Annotated in this window: 17 protein-coding genes; 13 read left to right on the forward strand and 4 right to left on the reverse strand. The window is 63.3% G+C overall.

The window, feature by feature from the left end; genetic code table 11:
- Positions 1–189: 189 nt before the first annotated feature.
- A complete protein-coding gene (gene bioD, locus V7P99_RS11310) occupies positions 190–816 on the forward strand; it encodes a dethiobiotin synthase (RefSeq protein ID WP_333794925.1) in 627 nt (208 codons plus the stop codon).
- Positions 816–2,075 carry an adenosylmethionine--8-amino-7-oxononanoate transaminase gene (locus tag V7P99_RS11315; protein WP_333794926.1) on the forward strand — a complete coding sequence of 420 codons (1,260 nt, stop codon included), beginning with the start codon at positions 816–818 and terminating at the stop codon, positions 2,073–2,075. Before bioD ends, V7P99_RS11315 begins: the two co-directional genes overlap by 1 nt.
- Before the next feature lie 187 nt (positions 2,076–2,262).
- Here V7P99_RS11315 and V7P99_RS11320 read toward each other — a convergent pair whose 3' ends face one another.
- From V7P99_RS11320 to V7P99_RS11335, 4 genes are all read right to left on the reverse strand, one after another.
- Entirely contained in the window at positions 2,263–2,940 is a 678-nt protein-coding gene (locus V7P99_RS11320) for a thiopurine S-methyltransferase (RefSeq protein WP_333794927.1), read from the reverse strand.
- A 3-nt stretch (positions 2,941–2,943) separates the two neighbouring features.
- A complete protein-coding gene (gene argJ / locus V7P99_RS11325) occupies positions 2,944–4,191 on the reverse strand; it encodes a bifunctional glutamate N-acetyltransferase/amino-acid acetyltransferase ArgJ (protein WP_333794928.1) in 1,248 nt (415 codons plus the stop codon).
- Between the two features lie 280 nt (positions 4,192–4,471).
- A complete protein-coding gene (locus V7P99_RS11330) occupies positions 4,472–4,804 on the reverse strand; it encodes a DMT family transporter (protein WP_333794929.1) in 333 nt (110 codons plus the stop codon).
- Between the two features lie 157 nt (positions 4,805–4,961).
- Positions 4,962–5,936 (reverse strand): peptidylprolyl isomerase, encoded by a 975-nt coding sequence (locus V7P99_RS11335; RefSeq protein WP_333794930.1) that lies wholly within the window; start codon positions 5,934–5,936, stop codon positions 4,962–4,964.
- A gap of 445 nt (positions 5,937–6,381) precedes the next feature.
- Here V7P99_RS11335 and secA point away from each other — a divergent pair, with 445 nt between their 5' ends.
- From secA to V7P99_RS11390, 11 genes are all read left to right on the forward strand, one after another.
- Positions 6,382–9,351, forward strand: coding sequence for a preprotein translocase subunit SecA (secA, locus tag V7P99_RS11340; protein ID WP_333794931.1), 2,970 nt, complete (start codon positions 6,382–6,384; stop codon positions 9,349–9,351).
- Between the two features lie 725 nt (positions 9,352–10,076).
- Complete coding sequence (locus V7P99_RS11345; protein WP_333794932.1) at positions 10,077–10,259, forward strand: Flp family type IVb pilin; 183 nt, start codon at positions 10,077–10,079, stop codon at positions 10,257–10,259.
- 154 nt (positions 10,260–10,413) lie between these two features.
- Positions 10,414–10,581, forward strand: coding sequence for a Flp family type IVb pilin (locus V7P99_RS11350; RefSeq protein WP_333794933.1), 168 nt, complete (start codon positions 10,414–10,416; stop codon positions 10,579–10,581).
- A gap of 108 nt (positions 10,582–10,689) precedes the next feature.
- Positions 10,690–11,196, forward strand: coding sequence for an A24 family peptidase (locus tag V7P99_RS11355; RefSeq protein WP_333794941.1), 507 nt, complete (start codon positions 10,690–10,692; stop codon positions 11,194–11,196).
- A 246-nt stretch (positions 11,197–11,442) separates the two neighbouring features.
- Positions 11,443–12,243, forward strand: coding sequence for a Flp pilus assembly protein CpaB (cpaB, locus tag V7P99_RS11360; RefSeq protein ID WP_333794934.1), 801 nt, complete (start codon positions 11,443–11,445; stop codon positions 12,241–12,243).
- Positions 12,244–12,283: 40 nt separating this feature from the next.
- On the forward strand, positions 12,284–13,879 hold the full coding sequence (locus V7P99_RS11365) for a type II and III secretion system protein family protein (protein WP_333794935.1): 1,596 nt from the start codon (positions 12,284–12,286) through the stop codon (positions 13,877–13,879).
- Positions 13,880–13,901: 22 nt separating this feature from the next.
- Entirely contained in the window at positions 13,902–14,642 is a 741-nt protein-coding gene (locus V7P99_RS11370) for a CpaD family pilus assembly protein (RefSeq protein WP_333794936.1), read from the forward strand.
- Positions 14,643–14,656: 14 nt separating this feature from the next.
- The gene (locus tag V7P99_RS11375) at positions 14,657–15,964 is read left to right on the forward strand and encodes an AAA family ATPase (protein WP_333794937.1); all 1,308 of its coding nucleotides are present in this window, start codon (positions 14,657–14,659) and stop codon (positions 15,962–15,964) included.
- A gap of 8 nt (positions 15,965–15,972) precedes the next feature.
- Positions 15,973–17,466: a CpaF family protein gene (locus V7P99_RS11380; protein ID WP_333794938.1), complete on the forward strand. Its 1,494-nt coding sequence runs from the start codon at positions 15,973–15,975 to the stop codon at positions 17,464–17,466.
- A 19-nt stretch (positions 17,467–17,485) separates the two neighbouring features.
- A complete protein-coding gene (locus tag V7P99_RS11385; protein WP_333794939.1) occupies positions 17,486–18,496 on the forward strand; it encodes a type II secretion system F family protein in 1,011 nt (336 codons plus the stop codon).
- Between the two features lie 17 nt (positions 18,497–18,513).
- The gene (locus tag V7P99_RS11390) at positions 18,514–19,491 is read left to right on the forward strand and encodes a type II secretion system F family protein (RefSeq protein WP_333794940.1); all 978 of its coding nucleotides are present in this window, start codon (positions 18,514–18,516) and stop codon (positions 19,489–19,491) included.
- Positions 19,492–19,636: the final 145 nt, after the last annotated feature.

Raw genomic sequence — 19,636 nt, forward strand, 5'->3', positions numbered from 1 at the left:
CAAGAGCGAAACTCAAATTTCCCCCTCCCCCTTGTGGGGAGGGGTCAGGGGTGGGGGGACCCGGATCGGCCCGCCGTTGAAATTCCCCTCCATACCTCCTCCGCGAGGGGCGAGAAGCCATGGCCCGCTACACGATGTGAGCCCGCCCTTCGTCTCCTTCTATTGCGCAGAGATGATAGGACGGTGCCCATGACCCAAGGCCTCATCGTTACGGGAACCGATACCGATGTCGGCAAGACGGTGTTCGCCGCCGCGCTCGCCGGTGCACTCGGCGCGACCTATTGGAAGCCAATCCAGTGCGGCCTCGACGGCGGCGGCGACAGCTCACGCATCGGCGAGCTATCCGGCCTCTCTCCGAGCCGCATTCACCCCGAGGCGTTCCGGCTCGCACGTCCCGAGTCGCCCCACCGCGCCGCCGAAGCGGAAGGCCGCGAGATCAGCCTGGCACAATTGGATCTTCCGCCCGTCGAAGGCCCGCTCGTCGTCGAGGGCGCGGGCGGGCTCATGGTTCCGGTCAATCGCCACCTGCTGATGATCGATCTGTTCGCGGCCTGGCGCCTGCCGGTCGTGCTGGTCGCGCGCACCGCTCTCGGTACGATCAACCACAGCCTGCTTTCGATCGAGGCCTTGAACGGGCGCAACATCCCCATTCTCGGCATCGCTTTCGTCGGCGACGAGATGCCGGATACGGAGCACACCATCGCCGCCATGGGCAACGTGCGCCGCCTGGGGCGCCTCCCCCGCCTCGCGCCGCTCACCCGCGATAGCCTCGCTGCCGCCTTCGCTGCCAACTTCCGCCTCGAGGACTTCTCCTGATGACACGCGGCACCGTCTGGCATCCCTTCACGCAGCATGCGCTGGAGCCGCAGCCGATCGCGATCGCACGCGCTGAGGGCGCCTGGCTGGAAACAGCCAACAAGCGCCGCATCCTGGACGGGATCTCCTCATGGTGGGTCATCACACACGGTCACCGTCACCCGGCGATCGTCGCGGCCGTCCACGCAGAGATCGACCGGCTCGACCAGGTGATCTTTGCCGCGCTCACCCATGAACCGGCCGAGAAGCTCGCCGAGAAGCTCGTCAGCCTCGCCCCGCCCGGCCTGGCCCATGTCTTCTATTCCGACAGCGGCTCCACCGCCGTCGAGGTGGCGCTCAAGATGGCGCTCGGCTACTGGCGCAACATCGGCGAGCCTCGCACGCGCATCGCGGCCCTCGAGCACGGCTACCACGGCGACACCATCGGCACCATGTCGGCGGGCGCCCGCGGTGTGTTCAACGCTGCATACGAGCCGCTCCTGTTCGATGTGGTGCGCATCCCCTTTCCGCATCCAGGACGCGAGCAGGAGACGCTCGACGCGCTCGACGCGGCGGCCCGCGAAGCCCCGCTCGCCGCCTTCATCGCCGAGCCTCTGATCGCCGGCGCCGGCGGCATGCTGATTTACGGCGCGGAAACGCTTGCCGAGATGAAGCGCATCTGCGAGCGCCATAACGCCCTCTTCATTGCCGACGAGGTGATGACCGGCTGGGGCCGCACGGGCACGCTCTTTGCCTGCACCCAGGCGGGTGTTACGCCCGACATCCTCTGCCTCGCCAAGGGCCTCACAGGCGGCTCCGTTCCTCTCGCCGCAACACTTGCGACGCCCCGCATCTTCGAGGCGCACTATTCCGAGGATCGCGCACGCACGTTCTTCCATTCGTCGAGCTTCACCGCCAATCCGGTGTGCTGCGCAGCCGCCCTTGCCAACCTCGGGATCTGGGAAACCGAGCCCGTCCTGGAGCGCATCGGCAAACTCGCCGCGCTGCAAGCCGAGCACATCGCTGCTTTTGAGACTGACAGCCGTTTCGAGAACCCGCGCCGCATCGGCACCATCGCCGCACTCGATCTCAAGGTGACGGACAGCGGCTATCTCGCATCAGCCAGCCTCGCGCTCCGCGCCCACTTTCTCGCCTCGGGCGTACTGCTGCGTCCGCTCGGCAATACGATCTATGTGATGCCGCCCTACTGCACGACGGCCGCCGATCTCGCGCCGGTCTACGACGCCATCCGCTCCGCCCCAGACGTGCTCACGCGATAAAGAGCTTCCGAAAATAGGAACCGGTTTCCCGGATGCAGTCTTGACATCGCGGGTCAAGGCTTGCGCCGACGCCAGTGCAACGTCTCCTTGGATTCAGCCACTCCCCGCCAGCACAACGTCACCCCGGCGAAGGCCGGGGCCCACGCAAGCTTCTGCGGGCTCGACATCGGAGAGCGGCACCGCCCGCTCACCCCGCCTTGGCCCTCAGCACATACGCCGTCTCCTCGAGCGAGGTCACGCCTCGCGCCTTGAGGCCCGGACTTGCGGCGAGACCATCGCGGCTTTCGAGCACGTCGATGTCGTACGTCTCGGCGAAGAGCTCGGCCACGTTCATGAGCGGCGTAGAGAACGGCGGTCCGGGAATCTGCCCGACGGGGTAAGCCAGCGAGACCAGCAGCATCGGCGCCGCGGCCGGGATGATCTCCATCAGCCGGCGCGCATAGCGCACCTGCAGCGAATGCGGGAAAGCCACGAGCGCGGCGCGGTCGTACACGGCCCCGACCTCGCGCGTGACCTCGGCTGGAAGCTCGAAGACGTCTCCGCACCAGATGCTGATCGGGCCCGCCGAGCGCACGACGAACGCCCCGCGGGCGTTTGTGTCTGCTTCGATCCCCTGTTCACGGAAGAAGTCGTCCACCGCCAGCGGCGAGAGCTCGACGCCGATAACGCGATGACCCTGCGAGGCGAGCCAGACCATATCGCGGCTCTTTCCGCAGAGCGGCACGAAGACGGTGCTGCCTGGCGCCGCCCCAAGCGAGGGCCAGTGCGTCACCAGCAAATCGTTTCCTTCCGGCTGGTGAAAACCGATCTCGCCCTTCTGCCAGCGCTCGATCCAGAAGCCGGGCGTCAAAGCCGTGTCATCCACATCCTAGCTCCGGTAGTCTGCATTGATGGCTATGTAATCGTGAGTGAGGTCGCAGGTCCATACATGTGCGGCCGCCTCGCCGACCCCCACATTGATGCGGATCACGATCTCACGGTTTTTCATGTAGGCAGCAGCCGCGGCCTCGTCATATTCGGCCGACCTTTCGCCATTCCACGCCACGCAATGCGCGCCGAACCAGATCGAGAGCTTGTCGCGGTCTGCCGCCTCTCCCGCTTTGCCGACCGCCATGACGACGCGGCCCCAATTGGGATCCTCGCCGGCGATCGCCGTCTTGAGGATCGGCGAGTTGGCGCAGGCGAGCGCGATTCTGCGCGCGGCCTCCACGCTCTCCGCGCCCTCGACCACGAACGTCACGAACTTCGACAGGCCCTCTCCGTCCTTCGCCACCTGGATGGCAAGGTCGCGCATCAGATCGTGCAGGGCGCGCGAGAAGTCCGCGAGCGCCTCGGCGCCGACCTTCTCGACCGGCTCCTGGCCGCGCGCCCGCGCCGCGCCCGTCGCGAACACGAGGCAGGTGTCGCTCGTCGAGGTATCGCCGTCCACGGTCATGGCGTTGAACGTGGTTTCGACATGCTCGGAGAGCAATGCCTGAAGCGCCGCGGCGGCGATGGCTGCATCGGTGAAGATGAAGCAGAGCATCGTGGCCATGTCCGGCGCGATCATGCCCGCGCCTTTGCAGAAGCCGTTGATCGTCACCTCGACACCGCCGATCGATGTCCGGCGCGTCGCGAGCTTGGGATAGGTGTCGGTGGTCATGATGGCCCGTGCTGCGGCCTCGAAGGCGTCCGGCACGGCACTGTTCACGAGACCGTCGATGAGATGCACGAAGCGGCCCGCGTCCATCGGCTCCCCGATCACGCCGGTCGACGAGACGAACACCTCGTGCTCGGCGCAATTTGCCGCCGCCGCCCCCGCTGCGACTGTGCGGTCCACGGCTTCCCGGCCCTTCATTCCCGTGAACGCATTGGCGTTGCCAGAATTCACGATCAGCAGCCGCGCCGCGCCGCCCGCAAGGTGCTTCCGGCAGGCAAGCACAGGTGCGGACGCCGTTTTGGAGCGCGTCAGCACGCCGGCTACGGTCGTACCCTCATCCAGCACGGCGACCATCAGATCGGTGCGGCCCTTATAGCGGATCCCGGCCTCTGCCGTTGCAAACCGCACTCCCGCGAGCGGCGCGAGCCGCACAAGCTTTTCGGGCACGAAGGGCGAGCGGTGGGAAATCTTACCCATATGTGGAGCTCCAGGCGGGAAACGGCGGCACGACGCCGAACTGCGGAGGGATCGGCGTCCGGCGGCAAACTCTAGAGCGTCTTCCGATCCGATGGAATCGGATCGGACACTTTGGAGCCTGATCGTATGAGGTGGATGGGGACACACATTCACCGAGAACGTGAAACAGCCTCTCAAATAAAAACTTAGAGCGCGTTCAAGCCGCGCAATCCGATTCTAATAAGAGTGAACGCGCTCTAGGTGTTTGATGAGACCGATGTTTCACGCTTCGGGCTGGTTGTCACTGCTCCGCGGTTCCGGAGAGGACCTGCAGGACGAACACGCCGGCGATGATGAGGCCCATGCCGGCCAACGCCGCAAAATCGAGCTTCTGCGCATAAAGCAGCCAGCCGGCCACCGAGATCAGAACGATGCCGATCCCCGACCAGATGGCGTAAGCGATGCCCATGGGGATGGTCTTCAGCGCAAGCGAGAGGAAAAAGAACGCGGATCCGTAGCCTATGACGACCACAACCGAGGGCAGGAGCCGCGTAAATCCATCCGACGCCTTCAAGGCCGAGGTCGCTGCGACCTCCAAGAGAATGGCGAAGATCAAAGCGAGTTGGCTGGGCATGGCTGCTCTCCGATGGCGTTGGTGCAAGGCATAGCAGCCTACCCTGCGCCGACGCTACCGGATTTTCCAGAGAAGCAACTGGATTTCGCTAGAGGAACAACAGGGGGGGGCGTAACGCGCCCCAGCTCCTGTTCGGCAGGAACGGGCACGCGAGCCTTCAGTCCTTTTTCTCGGGCTGGCCGCCTTGCGTCTCAGGCTGGCCCTCCTGCTCCATCTTCTTGATCTGCTCTTCGAGCTGCTCTTCCTGAAGCTTCTTCCGGGCCGCAGCTATCGCCGTCTCCTGCCGCACCTCTTCGCGGATCTCGGCATCAACGTAGTCAATTTCGGCCTTCTCGCGCAGCTCCGTCGCCACTTGCTGGCCTTTCTGCTGCACCATGCCGTCGACGATCTGGTCCTTGACCTCCTCGTACGTCGGCAGCGCTTTTTCGCGGCGATCGTCGACCTTGATGATATGCCAGCCAAACTTGCTCTGCACCGGCTTCGAAACCTCACCCTTCTTGAGCGCGAAGGCCGCCTCCTCGAACTCCTTCACCATCTGTCCCTTGCTGAAATAGCCAAGCTTGCCGCCGTTGGCCTTCGAGCCGGGATCGCTGGAATAGGCTTCCGCGAGCTTGGCGAAGTCCTCGCCCTTCTCGACCTTGCCGAGAACCTCTTTCGCCTTGTCTTCGCTCTCGACGAGGATATGGCGTGCGTCGATCTCATCCTCCTTCGGGATCATCTTGACCTTGTCGTCATAGATGCCCCGCACGAGCCCCTCTCCAATCGCGCCCTTGACGGACGCTTCGTAGAAGGCATCGCGCTTGGCCCGGGTGCTCCAATAGGCAAGGCGTCGCTCGAAGTCCGGACCGCTCGTCAGCTTCGCCCCGTCGGCCGCATCGGCGAAGAGGCGCATTTCAATCAGGAATTCGAGCAGGAGACGGCGGCGCTTATCGGCCGGAACGCTGTTGATCTCGGCGCCAACCTCGGTCTCCGCCAGCTTAAGATCGGATTCCTTGATCTCGGCCCCGTTGATCCGCGCCAGCACGGCATCCTCGGCGAGCGCCTGTCCCCTGCCGGCAAGCTCCGGAGCGACGAGGAGCGCTGCACCGGCCATCGTAAACACCGCAATACGGGCCACACTGATGTATTTCACTGAGCTGCTCCTGGAGGTTGATGCGCCTGGAGCCTGCTCACTTTCGCTCCCACGAATGCCGGATTCGAGAAGAAGTAAGGACCACGTAAGGCGCTTGTAAGGTTATGGGCCGAGGCATCCATAGACGAAGCCCGGCCTGTGTGCCAAGTTAACAATTGCAGATGTTTGACCCCGCTCTCCGGGATGCGGGCTCACGAGCCTGGCCTAAGCGACTCTGAGGAGCCCCTTACGAGGATACAGCGCCAGTGCGTTGACAATTCCGGGCGTCGATCCTTATCTCTGCCCGCAAGTGGCCAATCGGCCGGATTGGCGCTTCCGCGGCTCTCCAGCTTTTGGTGTGTAACCGCCGGGCGCGGCCTCTGGCGAGCACGGCCGGGTGTTAATCCCGCCTCTCCCAGTTGTCCAGCGCATCATCGCCAAGCTCACGATTTGAGGAACGAACTTGATGCTCTCCATCGGCTCCTTCGGCTCGCTCGCCTCGAAGATCTTCGGCTCGTCCAACGATCGGCGCGTGAAGAGCTTCCGCTCCCGCGTGGAGGCCATCAACGCGCTCGAGCCGGAGGTGGAAAAGCTCACCGATGCCGAGCTCCGCGCCCGCACGGAGACGTTCCGCGAGCAGTATCGCGCCGGCACCTCGCTTGACGACCTGCTCGTCCCCGCCTTCGCGACCGTCCGCGAGGCGGCCAAGCGCGCGCTCGGCCAGCGCCATTTCGATGTGCAGCTGATCGGCGGCATGGTGCTCCACGAGGGCAACATCGCGGAGATGAAGACGGGCGAAGGCAAGACGCTCGTCGCCACCCTCGCCGTCTATCTGAACGCCCTTGCCGGCGAGGGCGTTCATGTCGTCACCGTCAACGACTATCTCGCCAGCCGCGACGCCGAATGGATGGGCCGGGTCTATCGCTTCCTCGGCCTCTCGGTCGGTACCATCGTCCATGGTCTCGACGACGATCAGCGCAAGACTGCCTACGCTGCCGACGTCACCTATGCCACCAACAACGAGCTGGGCTTCGATTACCTGCGCGATAACATGAAGCTCAGGAAGGACGAGATGGTCCAGCGCGGCCACGCCTTCGCCATCGTCGACGAGGTGGACAGCATCCTGATCGACGAGGCGCGCACGCCGCTCATCATCTCAGGCCCCCTCGAAGACCGCGCCGACCTCTACGTCGCCGTCGACAAGCTCATCCCGCGCCTGACCAAAGAGGAATACGAGCTTGACGAAAAGCAGCGCCAAGTCTCTCTCAACGAGGCCGGCAACGAGCGCATGGAGCAGCTCCTTGCGGAAGAAGGGCTGATCAAGGGCTCTCTTTACGACATCGAGAACGTCTCGTTCGTCCACCACGTCAACCAGGCGCTCAAGGCACACAAGCTCTTCCAGCGCGACAAGGACTACATCGTCAAGAGTGGCGAGGTCGTCATCATCGACGAGTTCACCGGCCGCATGATGCCGGGCCGGCGCTACTCGGAGGGCCTGCATCAGGCGCTCGAGGCCAAGGAGAACGTCGAGATCCAGCCCGAGAACCAGACGCTGGCCTCCATCACCTTCCAGAACTACTTTCGCCTCTATAAGAAGCTTGCCGGCATGACCGGCACGGCGATGACCGAAGCTTCGGAGTTCATGGACATCTACGGCCTCGACGTCATCGAGATCCCGACCAACCTGAAGATCTCGCGCATCGACGACGACGACGAGATCTATCGTACCCAGAGCGAGAAGCTCGGCGCCATCGTCACCACGATCGCGGACTGCCACCGCCGCGGCCAGCCCATTCTCGTCGGCACCACCTCGATCGAAAAGTCCGAGCAGTTGTCGGAGCTCCTCAAGGATCGCAAATACATCGAGAACCTCGGCAAGTCGCTCCTCGCGCAGGCTGAGAAGATGAAGGATGCCAAAGAGGGCAAGTCATCGCCCGAAGGCGATCTCAAGGCGTACTTCAACGACATTGGCGCCCATCTGATCGAGATTGGCTCGGCCAAGGGCAAGGCGGGCGAGGACCCCATCCCTCATCAGGTGCTGAACGCCCGCTATCACGAGCAGGAAGCCAGCATCATCGCCCAGGCCGGCAAGCCCGGCGCCGTCACCATCGCCACCAACATGGCCGGCCGCGGCACCGACATTCAGCTCGGCGGCAACGTGGAATATCAGCTGCGCGACTGGATCGCTGCAGAGACCGAGGCCGGAAACGCACCGGACGAGGAAGCCGTCGCCAAAAAGCGCGCCGAAATCGAGGAACTCGTCAAAGAGCAGCGGAAGATCGCGCTCGAGATGGGCGGTCTATATATGGTCGGCACCGAGCGTCACGAAAGCCGGCGCATCGATAACCAGCTCCGCGGCCGCTCCGGCCGTCAGGGCGACCCCGGCCGCTCGAAATTCTATCTCGCGCTCGATGACGACCTGATGCGCATCTTCGGCTCCGACCGCATGGAGAGCGTCCTGAAGACGCTCGGCCTGCAGGAAGGCGAGGCCATCACCCATCCGTGGATGAACAAAAGTCTCGAGATGGCGCAGAAGAAGGTCGAGGCACGAAACTTCGACATCCGCAAGCAGATCCTGAAATACGACGATGTGATGAACGATCAGCGCAAGGTCATCTTCGACCAGCGCAAGGACATCATGGCCGAGGACGAGGTTTCCGACATCATCACGGAGATGCGCTCCCAGGTGTTGAGCGATCTCGTCTCCCGCTTCATTCCGGAGAGAGCCTACGCCGAGCAGTGGGATATGGCTGGCCTCAAGGAGGCGGTCGAGGCGATCTTCGGGCTCGACCTTCCGCTCGAGGAGTGGAGCGCCGAGGAAGGCATCGCCGATGAGGAGATCCTGGAGCGACTGAAGAGCGTCGTTGACGAGAAGGCGGCGCGAAAGGCGGTCGAGATCGGGCCGGATACGTACCGGCAGATCGAGAAGATGGTCCTTCTGCAAACGCTCGACCATCTCTGGCGCGAGCATCTGGTAACCCTCGAGCACCTGCGCCAGGTAATCGGCTTCCGCGCCTATGGCCAGCGAGACCCGCTCAACGAGTACAAGAGCGAAGCGTTCATCCTGTTCGAGAGCATGCTATCGCGCCTGCGCGAGGCGACGACCGGGCAGCTCATGCACGTTGAGCTTGCCCCGCCGGGCGAGCAGCCGCCCGAGCTCGAGATGCCCGAACTTCCGGAGATGCATGCCCATCACATCGATCCGCAGACCGGACACGATGAGCTCTCCGCAGAGCTGGCAATGGTGGATGCGGCCATCGCGGCGCGCGGGCGCGGCAGCCCCACGCCGGAAAAGCGTGCTCCGCTCCAGACGCGCAGGGCCGCCGGCGATATCGATCCCAGTGATCCCGCAACCTGGGGCAAGATCTCGCGCAATGCACCCTGCCCGTGCGGCTCTGGCAAGAAGTACAAGCACTGCCACGGCAAGTACGATTGATTAGAGTGGGCCGGTCGTGGCGGAGCCATCCACGCCAAGCGTCCGAGAAGAAGCACGAAGAAACAAAACCTAGAGCCGTTTTCCCAACTCTACCTAAAGCGGAACGGCTCTAGGGCCTGATCGATCTCGGTAGCTGCGGCCCGTACCCGCCGAGACCGTAATTCCGGCTCTCATGCACGGACTTAGACGACGATCGCGTCGGGCCTGTCCGTCCGGAGCTTTGAAGCACGGCTCGCGTCACAAGGACAAACGCATTCAGCGTGATCCGCAACGTGTGCGGGCCTTCGCGTGCTGTCAGCCGTTTCTCAGCCGTCATCGGTCTGCCTGTAATCGCCGCATTCAGCAAAAGGTTCATCGGCACGCGCGGCCAGACTCGAGCACTGCCCATCAATGCGCTGATCTAAAAAAACCTTCACTCGGCGATGAAAAAAGGTCGGCAATTCCCGAGAAAAACATACTGTTAATCACGATATAATCAGCACGCAGTTAGTTCATAAAGTAATTCTTGAGATTAATACATGCGTCGCCACAATTATTGCTTGATTAGGGCGAGCGTTGTCACAAGTATATTTAGAATATTAACGCGATGACTAGAATTGATCCGATATATATCTACGATTTTTACTGGATGTTAAATCAGTCCGCGTAGGGTTTCCGGCAGTTCCGCCGCGATGGCGTGTCCGCGCGCACGAACTGACAGGAAGTCAACAGGGAGTCTTCAAACCATGAGCAATCTTCTCTCGCGCTTTGCGAAGGACGAATCCGGTGCCACCGCGATCGAGTACGGGTTGATCGCCGCCCTCGTCGGCGTCGGCATCATCGCCGCCCTCACCACCCTTCAGGAATCACTGACCGGCATCTTCGAAGACATCGGCGGCGAGCTCGACGGCGCCATCACCAAGAAATAGTCGACCTTGCCAAAGCGATTTCCGGATTTCCGGAGGCAGGCAATCACCATATCAAGCCGTCCGGGCCCTCTCGGGCGGCTTTCCTTGTTTCTCATCGGCCCACCTTCCCACGGGCTACGGACCATGGCTTCGAGCCTGTGAGTGAAACATCGGCATGCTTCGTACCATCAAACGCTTCTGGGCTGACCAGAGTGGCAATAGCGCCATTGAATATGGGCTCCTGGTTGCGATCCTCGGAATGGGGCTCGTGTTCAGCCTGAGCAATCTGCAGGCGTCTTTGACGGAGTTTTTCAGCAGCTTTGACGCCTACATACCCGATTAATCGCTCGGCAGGTGCCACAGCCTAACGTCCTGTTTACCCCGGTCTGCGAAGCTGCTCGGAGTTCCTGCGTCCTGATCCGCGTTGAGGCGGAAAGAAACGCCGTTGAAGGTGCGCCACGTGCTCGCGTCCGCCATCCTCATGACCTTCGGCGCCATCATGGCCTTCGCGGCTGCGATGGACCTGATGACGATGACCATACCCAACCGCATCTCGCTGGCGCTGGTTGCGGTGTTCCTCATCGCCGCTCCCCTGATGGGGCTCGCTCCGGGTGCAATCCTGATGCATCTTGCGGCCGGTTTGCTGGTCCTTGCCGCCGGCATTCTCCTGTTCGCGATCGGCGGCTTCGGCGGCGGCGATGCCAAGCTTCTTGCGGCCGGCGCGCTCTGGATCGGCTTTGATCAGCTCCTGGCATTTCTGGTGCTCACCGCGGTTCTCGGCGGCGTGCTGGCCATCGCCATCCTCTATTATAGAAAGCTCCCCATCCTGGGCCTTCGCGCACCGCACTGGGCGATCAACCTCCATCAGCCGGGAGGCGCCATCCCCTACGGCATCGCCATCGCCGGTTCGGGCCTTCTGGTTCTGCCCCTGACGCCATGGATCGCCGCTGCCGGCTAGAGTGCTTCCAGAAAAGTGGGAACCGGTTTTCTGACGAGAAGCACGGAGAAATAAAAACGTAGAGCCGTTAAACCGGAACGGCTCTACGCCGGAGCGCATCCGCACGGCAGCGCTGGTCGCGTTAAAAGCAAACGCTCTCAAGCCGTTCCGGGACAGAAATTAACGACGCGTTGACGAATGTCCGTCAATCTTTCGCCCTGAGCAAAAGGTTTCGGCCAGATAAGGCCGTATGGGACAGCGCACGTGATGAGACGGCCTCAACTTATCGGATTGGCCATAGCCATGACGGCTGGCGTCATGGCGTTCGTCATGGTGCGCGGCATGGTCAACAAGCCGCCCGTCGAAAAGACGGTCGAGATCAAGGTCCAGTCGAGCGAGGTTTTGGTCGCCCGCACTGACATCGGGCTCGGCCAGATCACTAACGACACCGTGTTCCGCTGGCAGTCCTGGCCGAGCGAGACGGTGACCTCCGGCTTCATCACGCGCGCCGATCAGCCCGATGCGATGGCGCAGCTCTCCGGCTCCATCGCCCGCGCGCCGATCATGGCGGGCGAACCCATCACGCAGCAGAAGCTCGTCCGTGCCGGCCAGGGCGGGGTCCTCGCGGCCATCCTGCCCGCCGGCATGCGGGCCATCTCCACGCGCATCAAGGAGGAGACGGCCGCAGGCAATCTTATCCTGCCCAACGATCGCGTCGACGTGATCCTCATCCGCCGCGCCCGCAGCCGCAGCGGTCAGGAAGACTATGTCTCGGATCTCCTCTTCGCCAACGTGCGCGTGCTCGCCATCGGCCAGGAGATCGAGACCAAGGAGGGGAAGAAGACGGCGGGCGGCGCCAGCACCGCCACCCTCGAGCTGACGGGCCGCCAGTCCGAGCTCCTGGCGCTCGCAAACTCCATGGGAGAGATCTCGCTTTCGCTGCGTTCGATCGCCGATCTCGATCCCGAGCAAGGCCCGGTGGGCGGCGCCGATCCCTCCGCAAGGGAAAGCACCGCAATCCGCGTCCTTCGTTATGGCGCTGCGTCGCGCGCATACGGCGTTAACTGAGTATCTCCCGAGTCTTGTCCGTCAATAAGGCCCTTAACTAATGAAGAAGATTGGGACTCCGGTTGTACTGGCCATCTGGCTTGCCCTTCTGGCGGCAGCGGGCGTGAGCCCTGCCGCCGGACAGGATGGCGCATCGGTGCTGCGGATCAGCGCCATGGATGCGGCACCGCAAGTCCGCAGCGTCGCGCTTGGCTCCGGCAAATCGATGCTCGTCGAGTTCGATTTCGACCTCCGCGACGTCCTCGTCTCCGATCCCAAGAGCGTCGATGCGGTGGTTCAGACATCGAACCGCGTCTTTCTCATTGCCAAGCGGCCGGGGCAGACCAACGCCTTCTTCTTCGATGCGGACGGCCAGCAAATCCTGACCCTCGAGATCACGGTCGGCGCTGACGTTCGCGGTCTCGAGACGCTTCTTACCCGCCTCATCCCCGGCTCGAACATCCGCGTCGAGATGGCGGGCAAGTCCATCGTTCTGATCGGAACCGTCCGCACGCCCATAGATTCGAACCGCGCCACCGACATCGCCCGCGCATTCGCAGCCTCCAACTCCGATGGCTTCCTCGCCAACCAGACAGGTGCCACGGCATCCGGCGGAACGACGATCATCAACGCCAGCGACAGCATGCGATCTGGCGGAGGCGACGCGGCCAAGCCCGTCATCAATCTGCTTGGCGTCGAAGGCGAGGAGCAGGTGATGCTCCGCGTCGTCGTGGCTGAGGTTCAACGCGAGTTGCTGAAGCAGTTCGGCGTGAACATCGCAGCCGACATCAACGCCGGCAACTTCACCTGGAGCCTGCTCACCGCCAACGCCCTGCCGCTGACGGCCGCGGCCGGCCTCGGCGCGCTCCCCGTTCCGGGCATCGCCTCGGAAGGGTCCTGCGCGGGCGTCGCCTGCTTTTATAACGAGGGCCCGACCAACGGCACCTTCGGCAACTCCGGCACCGTCAGCGGGTGGAGCAACGGCGACTATCGCATCGGCAAGGCGCTGCGCGCGCTCGAGCGCGACGGCCTTGTCCGCACGCTGGCCGAGCCTAATCTGACCGCCATCTCTGGCGAATCCGCAAAGTTCCTGGCCGGCGGCGAGTACCCGATCCCCGTGAAGGATTCCAACGGCCAAACCTCGATCACCTATAAGGAGTTCGGCGTTGGCGTCTCCTTCACGCCCGTGGTGCTTTCAGAGGGCCGCATCAGCCTCAAGATCGAGAGCGAGGTGAGCGAGCTCTCCAACGCCGGCGCCATCGTTCTCGACTCGACGTCCATTCCCGCACTGAAGAAGCGCCAGGCGAATTCTACGGTCGAGCTCCCTTCTGGTGGCTCTATCGCGCTCGCCGGCCTCATCTCGGACGACGTGCGCCAAAACATCGACGGCTTTCCCGGCATCAAGGATGTGCCCGTATTGGGCACGCTGTTTCGCAGCCGCGACTTCATCAAGCGCGAAACCGAGCTCGTCGTCATCGTCACACCGTATCTCGTGAAGCCGGTCGCGCCGAAGGATCTGGCGAAGCCGCTCGACGGCCTCGCCGAGGCAACGGACCGGAAGGCGAACTTCATGGGTCATCTCAATCGCATCTACGGCACCGAGAGGGCGATGCCCATCGGCGACCTCAAGGGCGATTACGGGTTCATCGTTGAATAAGGCCGAGGCTGGAGACGCAATCATGATCAATCGACTTGCCTCCTTGCCGGCAGAGCTTGTCCCGCGCCGCGGCCTGCGCCTCGCCCCGCTCGCGCTCGGCCTCATCGCACTGGCGCTCGGCGGCTGCCGCCATGACGTCACCGCCCCCCAGGTTGCAGGATGGGCCATGGTCGATCCGTCTCAGCGCCATCCGATCATCGTGTCGCAGCAGCCGCAGACGATGCAGCTCCGCATCCCGGCCGGCGCGCGCGGCCTCAGTCCCCGCCAGCGCGCCGATGTTCTCGAATTCGCCGATCGCTCGCGCGCTCGCGATGCTGGCAACAGCCGGCTCGTCATCCAGGCTCCCGGCGGCGGCGCCAACGAGATCGCAGCTATGCATGCCGTCGGCGAGATCCGCCAGATCTTGGGCGACATGGGCTTTCCGGAAGCCTCGATCTCCGTCGAGGCCTATCACGCCGATCGGCGCGATGCCCCTGTGCGGGTCTCGTATCTGCGCTACGTCGCCGAAGCTCCCGTCTGCGGGTATTGGACCACAAACCTCGCGAGCCAGCGTGACAATGGGAACTATCCGAACTTCGGCTGCGCCAATCAGCACAATCTCGCCGTGTCGGTCGCAAACCCCGCCGATCTCATCGGACCGCGCACCGAGAGCGACCGGCCGAGCGAGCGCCGCGACGTCGTCTGGGACAAGTACAAGGCGGGCGAATGGACCGGCGCCAAGAAGAGCAACGACGACCGCGAGAAGATAACCATTCAGAAGTGACAGGTAGCATATCGATGTCGAAAGCGTTGCAGAGCTCGGCGTCCGAGCCGTTCGCGGCACCCTCTCCCTACGCCGTTGACGACCACGGCGTGAACGCGCCGTCGTTGAGTGACCGCGCGCGCCCGCTGCCACGAATATCGATCCAGGCCTTCTGCCAGACGCCCGATGTCGCCGAAGCCGTGCAGGCTGCGTCCGAGGACAGGCGCCTGAGCAAGACCCACGTCACCCTTCACATGGGCGGGATCGCGGCCGCGGTGGCTCACTATCAGGAAAGCCCGACGCCCAACCTAGTCGTTCTCGAATCCGATGCGTCGCAGACAGACCTCCTGGCCGAGCTCGACGAGCTGGCGCAGTGCTGCGATCCCGGGACCAAGGTCGTCGTCATCGGCAAAGCCAACGATGTCGTGCTCTATCGCGAGCTCATGAAGCGCGGCCTTTCCGAATATCTGGTCGCGCCCATAAGCCCGTTCGATCTGATGGAGTGCTTTTCGAGCCTCTATAACAACCCGGCGTCCGATCCTGTCGGCCAGGTCTTCGCCTTCATGGGCGCCAAGGGCGGCGTCGGCTCGTCGACGATCTCCCACAACGTCGCCTGGACGATATCGGAAGTCCTTGCCGCCAATATCGTCATCACGGACATGGACCTGCCCTTCGGGACCACCGGTCTCGATTTCAACCAGGATCCGGTGCAGGGAATTGCCGATGCCCTGCAGAACCCCGAGCGCCTCGACGAGGTTCTCCTCGATCGGCTTTTGACGACCTGTTCCAAGCATCTCTCGATCTTCGCCGCGCCGGCCGTGCTCGATCGCGACTTCGACATGACTCCCGAAGGATGCGAGACGGTGATCGACGTCGTGCGCCAGAACGTCCCGTTCGTCGCCGTCGATCTACCTCATGTCTGGACACCGTGGACGAAGCGCCTGCTGCTGCTCGCCGACGAGATCGTCATCACGGCCATGCCGGATCTCGCCAACCTGCGCAATGCTAAGAACCTGGTCGACCTCGTGCGGTCGGCGCGCAAGAACGACGCTCCGCCTCACCTGGTGCTGAACATGGCCAACATGCAGAAGCGCCCCGAGATCACGCAGAAGGAGTTCGAAGGCGCGCTCGGTCTCAAGGCTCTCGCTGTCATCGACTTCGACTGCGAGAACTTCGGCCAGGCCGCCAACAACGGTCAGATGGTTGAGGAGTACAATGCGAAGGCCAAGGCCGCGCAGGCATTCCGCGAGATCGCGCTCGCCCTCACCCACCGCCGGGAGGTGAAGGCGGAGAAGCGATCGGCGCTGGCGCCGCTCCTCGAAAAACTCAAGCTCATGCGCTGAGGGAAAGAATGTTCGGTCGGCGAACCACAGATCCTGGACAGCAGCATCGACGGATGCCCCAGCAGCCCGCGCCACCCGAGGCCGCGACAACGCCGCCAGCGGCAGCGCCCGAGGCAGCCCGTCTGCCGAGCGCTCCGCCTCAGCCGGCGCCGCGTCACACCGAGGCCAGCGAACCTCAGCGCCTGCATTCCGAAGAGTACTATGACGTCAAGACCACGGTCTTCAACGCGCTGATCGACACCATCGATCTGACGCAGCTCGCCAAGCTGGACAGCGCGGCGGCCCGCGAAGAGATCCGCGACATCGTCTCGGAAATCATCCAGGTCAAGAACGTGGTGATGTCCATCGCCGAACAGGAGGAGCTGCTCGAGGACATCTGTAACGATGTTCTGGGTTACGGGCCCCTCGAGCCCCTGCTCGCGCGTGACGACATTGCCGACATCATGGTGAATGGCGCTTCGACGACGTTCATCGAGGTCAACGGCAAGACGCAGAAGACGGGCGTGCGCTTCGCTGACAACCAGCAGCTCATGAACATCTGCCAGCGCATCGTGAGCCAGGTCGGCCGCCGCGTGGACGAGAGCAGCCCCATCTGCGACGCGCGCCTGCCCGACGGCTCCCGCGTCAACGTCATCGCGCCGCCGCTTGCCATCGACGGGCCGGCCCTCACCATCCGCAAGTTCAGGAAGGACCGGCTAACGCTCGACCAGCTGATGCGCTTCGGCGCCATCACGCCGCAGGCCAAGACCATCCTCGAGATCATCGGGCGCGTACGCTGCAACGTGCTCATTTCCGGCGGCACGGGCTCGGGCAAGACGACGCTCCTGAACTGCCTGACCGGCTATATCGATCATGACGAGCGCATCATCACCTGCGAGGACTCGGCCGAGCTCCAGCTCCAGCAACCGCATGTCGTGCGCCTCGAGACGCGCCCGCCGAACCTCGAGGGCGAGGGCGAGATCACGATGCGCGATCTGGTTCGAAACTGCCTGCGCATGCGGCCCGAGCGCATCATCGTCGGCGAGGTGCGTGGTCCGGAAGCGTTCGACCTGCTCCAGGCCATGAACACCGGCCACGACGGATCGATGGGTACGCTCCACGCCAACAGTCCGCGCGAGGCCCTGAGCCGTCTCGAAAGCATGATCATGATGGGCGGCTTCGCACTTCCCATCAAGACGATCCGCGAGATGATCGTCGGCTCGATAGACGTCATCATCCAGGCGGCGCGCCTGCGTGACGGCTCCCGCAAGGTTACCCACATCACCGAGGTGATCGGGATGGAGGACGACATCATCACGCTCCAGAATCTGGTCGTGTACGAGATCACTGGGGAAGATTCCTACGGCAAGCTGATGGGACATCACAGATCGACCGGCATCGCCCGCCCGGCCTTCTGGGAGCGCGCCCAGTATTATCGCGAGGAAGGCCGTCTCGCAGCCGCGCTCGCGGAGGCGGAGATGCTCGACGCAAACGGCAATCCTCTGGGCGAGATCCGCACCTGACCGAGAAGGAGCGGGACCAATGCACGATGCCAGCCTGATGCCTCTTCTCACCGCTCTAGTGGCCGCCGTCGCCATTGCAGCGGCGGCTTACGCCATCATGTACCCCTACATCTCCGCGGACCGCGTCAAGGACAAGCGTGTCGCGAGCGTCAGCGAAACACGCACGCGGAAGATTACCGCCGTCTCCGCAGCCGAGGTTGCCGCCAACCGCAAGAAGCAGGTTGCGGATAGCCTGAAGGATATGGAGAACCGGAAGAAGACGCGCGAGAAAGTCTCCCTTCGCCTTCGCATCGAGCGGGCCGGCCTCGACATCGAGCCCCGAACCTATTGGATCGCGTCGGCGGTTTGCGCCGTCGTCTCCGCCGCTCTCGCAAAAGCGTTCATTCCGGCATCCGCAGGAGGCCTCGCTCCCTTGTTGCTGATCGTGGCCCTGTTCGTCGGCGGCTTCGGCGTGCCGCGCTTCGCCCTCAGCAAGCTCACCGGCCGCCGTCAGAAGAAATTCGCAGCCGAGCTTGCGAACGCGATCGACGTCATCGTACGCGGCATCAAGTCCGGCCTGCCCCTGAACGAGTGCCTGGCGATGATCGCCAAGGAAAGCCCGGAACCAGTGGCGAGCGAGTTCCGCGAGGTCGTCGAGGAGCAGCGGGTGGGTATGCCGCTCTCGGAAGCACTCGATCGCCTGACGCGCCGCATCCCGCTAGCGGAAGTGAAGTTCCTCGCTATTGTGGTTGCCATCCAGCAGCAGTCCGGCGGCAATCTCGCCGAAGCGCTCTCCAACCTGTCGTCGGTCCTCCGAGACCGCTTCAAGATGGCGGCAAAGGTGAAGGCGCTATCCGCCGAGGCCAAGGCCTCCGCGATGATCCTTGGCGCGCTTCCGCCTGGTGTGATGCTTATGGTGCAGGTCTCCTCGCCGGAATACATCGCGCCGCTTCTCACCACCCGCACAGGCAACATCTTCATCGCAGTCGGCCTTGTTTGGATGGGGATCGGCATCATGGTCATGCGCAAGATGATCAATTTCAAATTCTAGGTGCGGAGGGGCGCGCTGTGCAGGATATCGTCGATACCGTCACGTCTCTGCCGCTGCTGGCAACGATGCTGGCCGCCATCTCGGCCTTCGCCACCATGCTCGCGCTCATCATGCCGATGCTCGCGCGCGACCGGCTGAACCAGCGTATGCGCGTCATGGCTCTCGAACGCGACAAGCTCCGCTCCCAGCGCCTTGCGGATCTGAACAGGGAGCGCGTGGGCAAGGTCAAGCTGCGCCACACGCCGAAGGGTTATATGCAGCGGATCGTCGACACGTTCGATCTGCGCTCCCAGTTCGACAACGAGGAACTGCGCAACAAGCTGAAGATGGCGGGCCTGCGCGGCGAGGCCCCGCTCGTCGCGTTCATGTTCTTCCGCGCCGCCGCGCCGCCGCTCGCCTTCGTTGTCGCCCTCATCTACCTCTTTTTCGTGGCCTCCCTGGAGGCATCCGTCAGCATGAAGCTGTTCTACGCCGTGCTGGCGGCAGCTGCGGGCTATTACCTGCCGAACGTGTTCATCAAGAACCTGGCGCAGAAGCGCCAGCAGGCCATCAAGATGGCTTTTCCCGATGCGCTCGACATGCTGCTGATCTGCGTGCAGTCCGGCATGTCCGTGGAAGCCGCCTTCGGCAAGGTGTCGAAGGAGGTTGCAAACCAGAGCGTCGAGCTTGGCGAGGAGCTGTCGCTCACCACGGCCGAGCTGTCCTATCTTCCGGACCGGCGCATCGCCTTCGAGAACCTCGCAAAGCGCACGGCCCTGCCCGGCGTCAAGGCAGTATGCACTGCGCTTATCCAGGCGGAACGCTACGGGACCCCGGTCGGGCAGGCGCTCCGCGTGATGGCCAAGGAGAACCGCGACATACGCATGGCGGAGGCCGAGAAAAAGGCGGCCGCGCTCCCGCCGAAGCTCACCGTGCCGATGATCCTGTTCTTCCTGCCAGTATTGTTCCTGGTCATTCTTGGCCCGGCCGCCATTTCGTTCTGGAAGATGCCATAGAGTGCTTCCGGAAAAGTGGGCACCGGTCATGGCGAAGCCGTGCAAGCAAGGTGTCCGATAAGAAGCACGAGGAAGCAAAAGCTTAGAGCCCGTTCACGTTTGCTGGATTCGATTTGGGATTCTCAACGCCCGCGAAGCGTGATTC

The sequence above is a fragment of the Hyphomicrobium sp. genome (assembly GCF_036780825.1).
GTDB lineage: Bacteria > Pseudomonadota > Alphaproteobacteria > Rhizobiales > Hyphomicrobiaceae > Hyphomicrobium_C.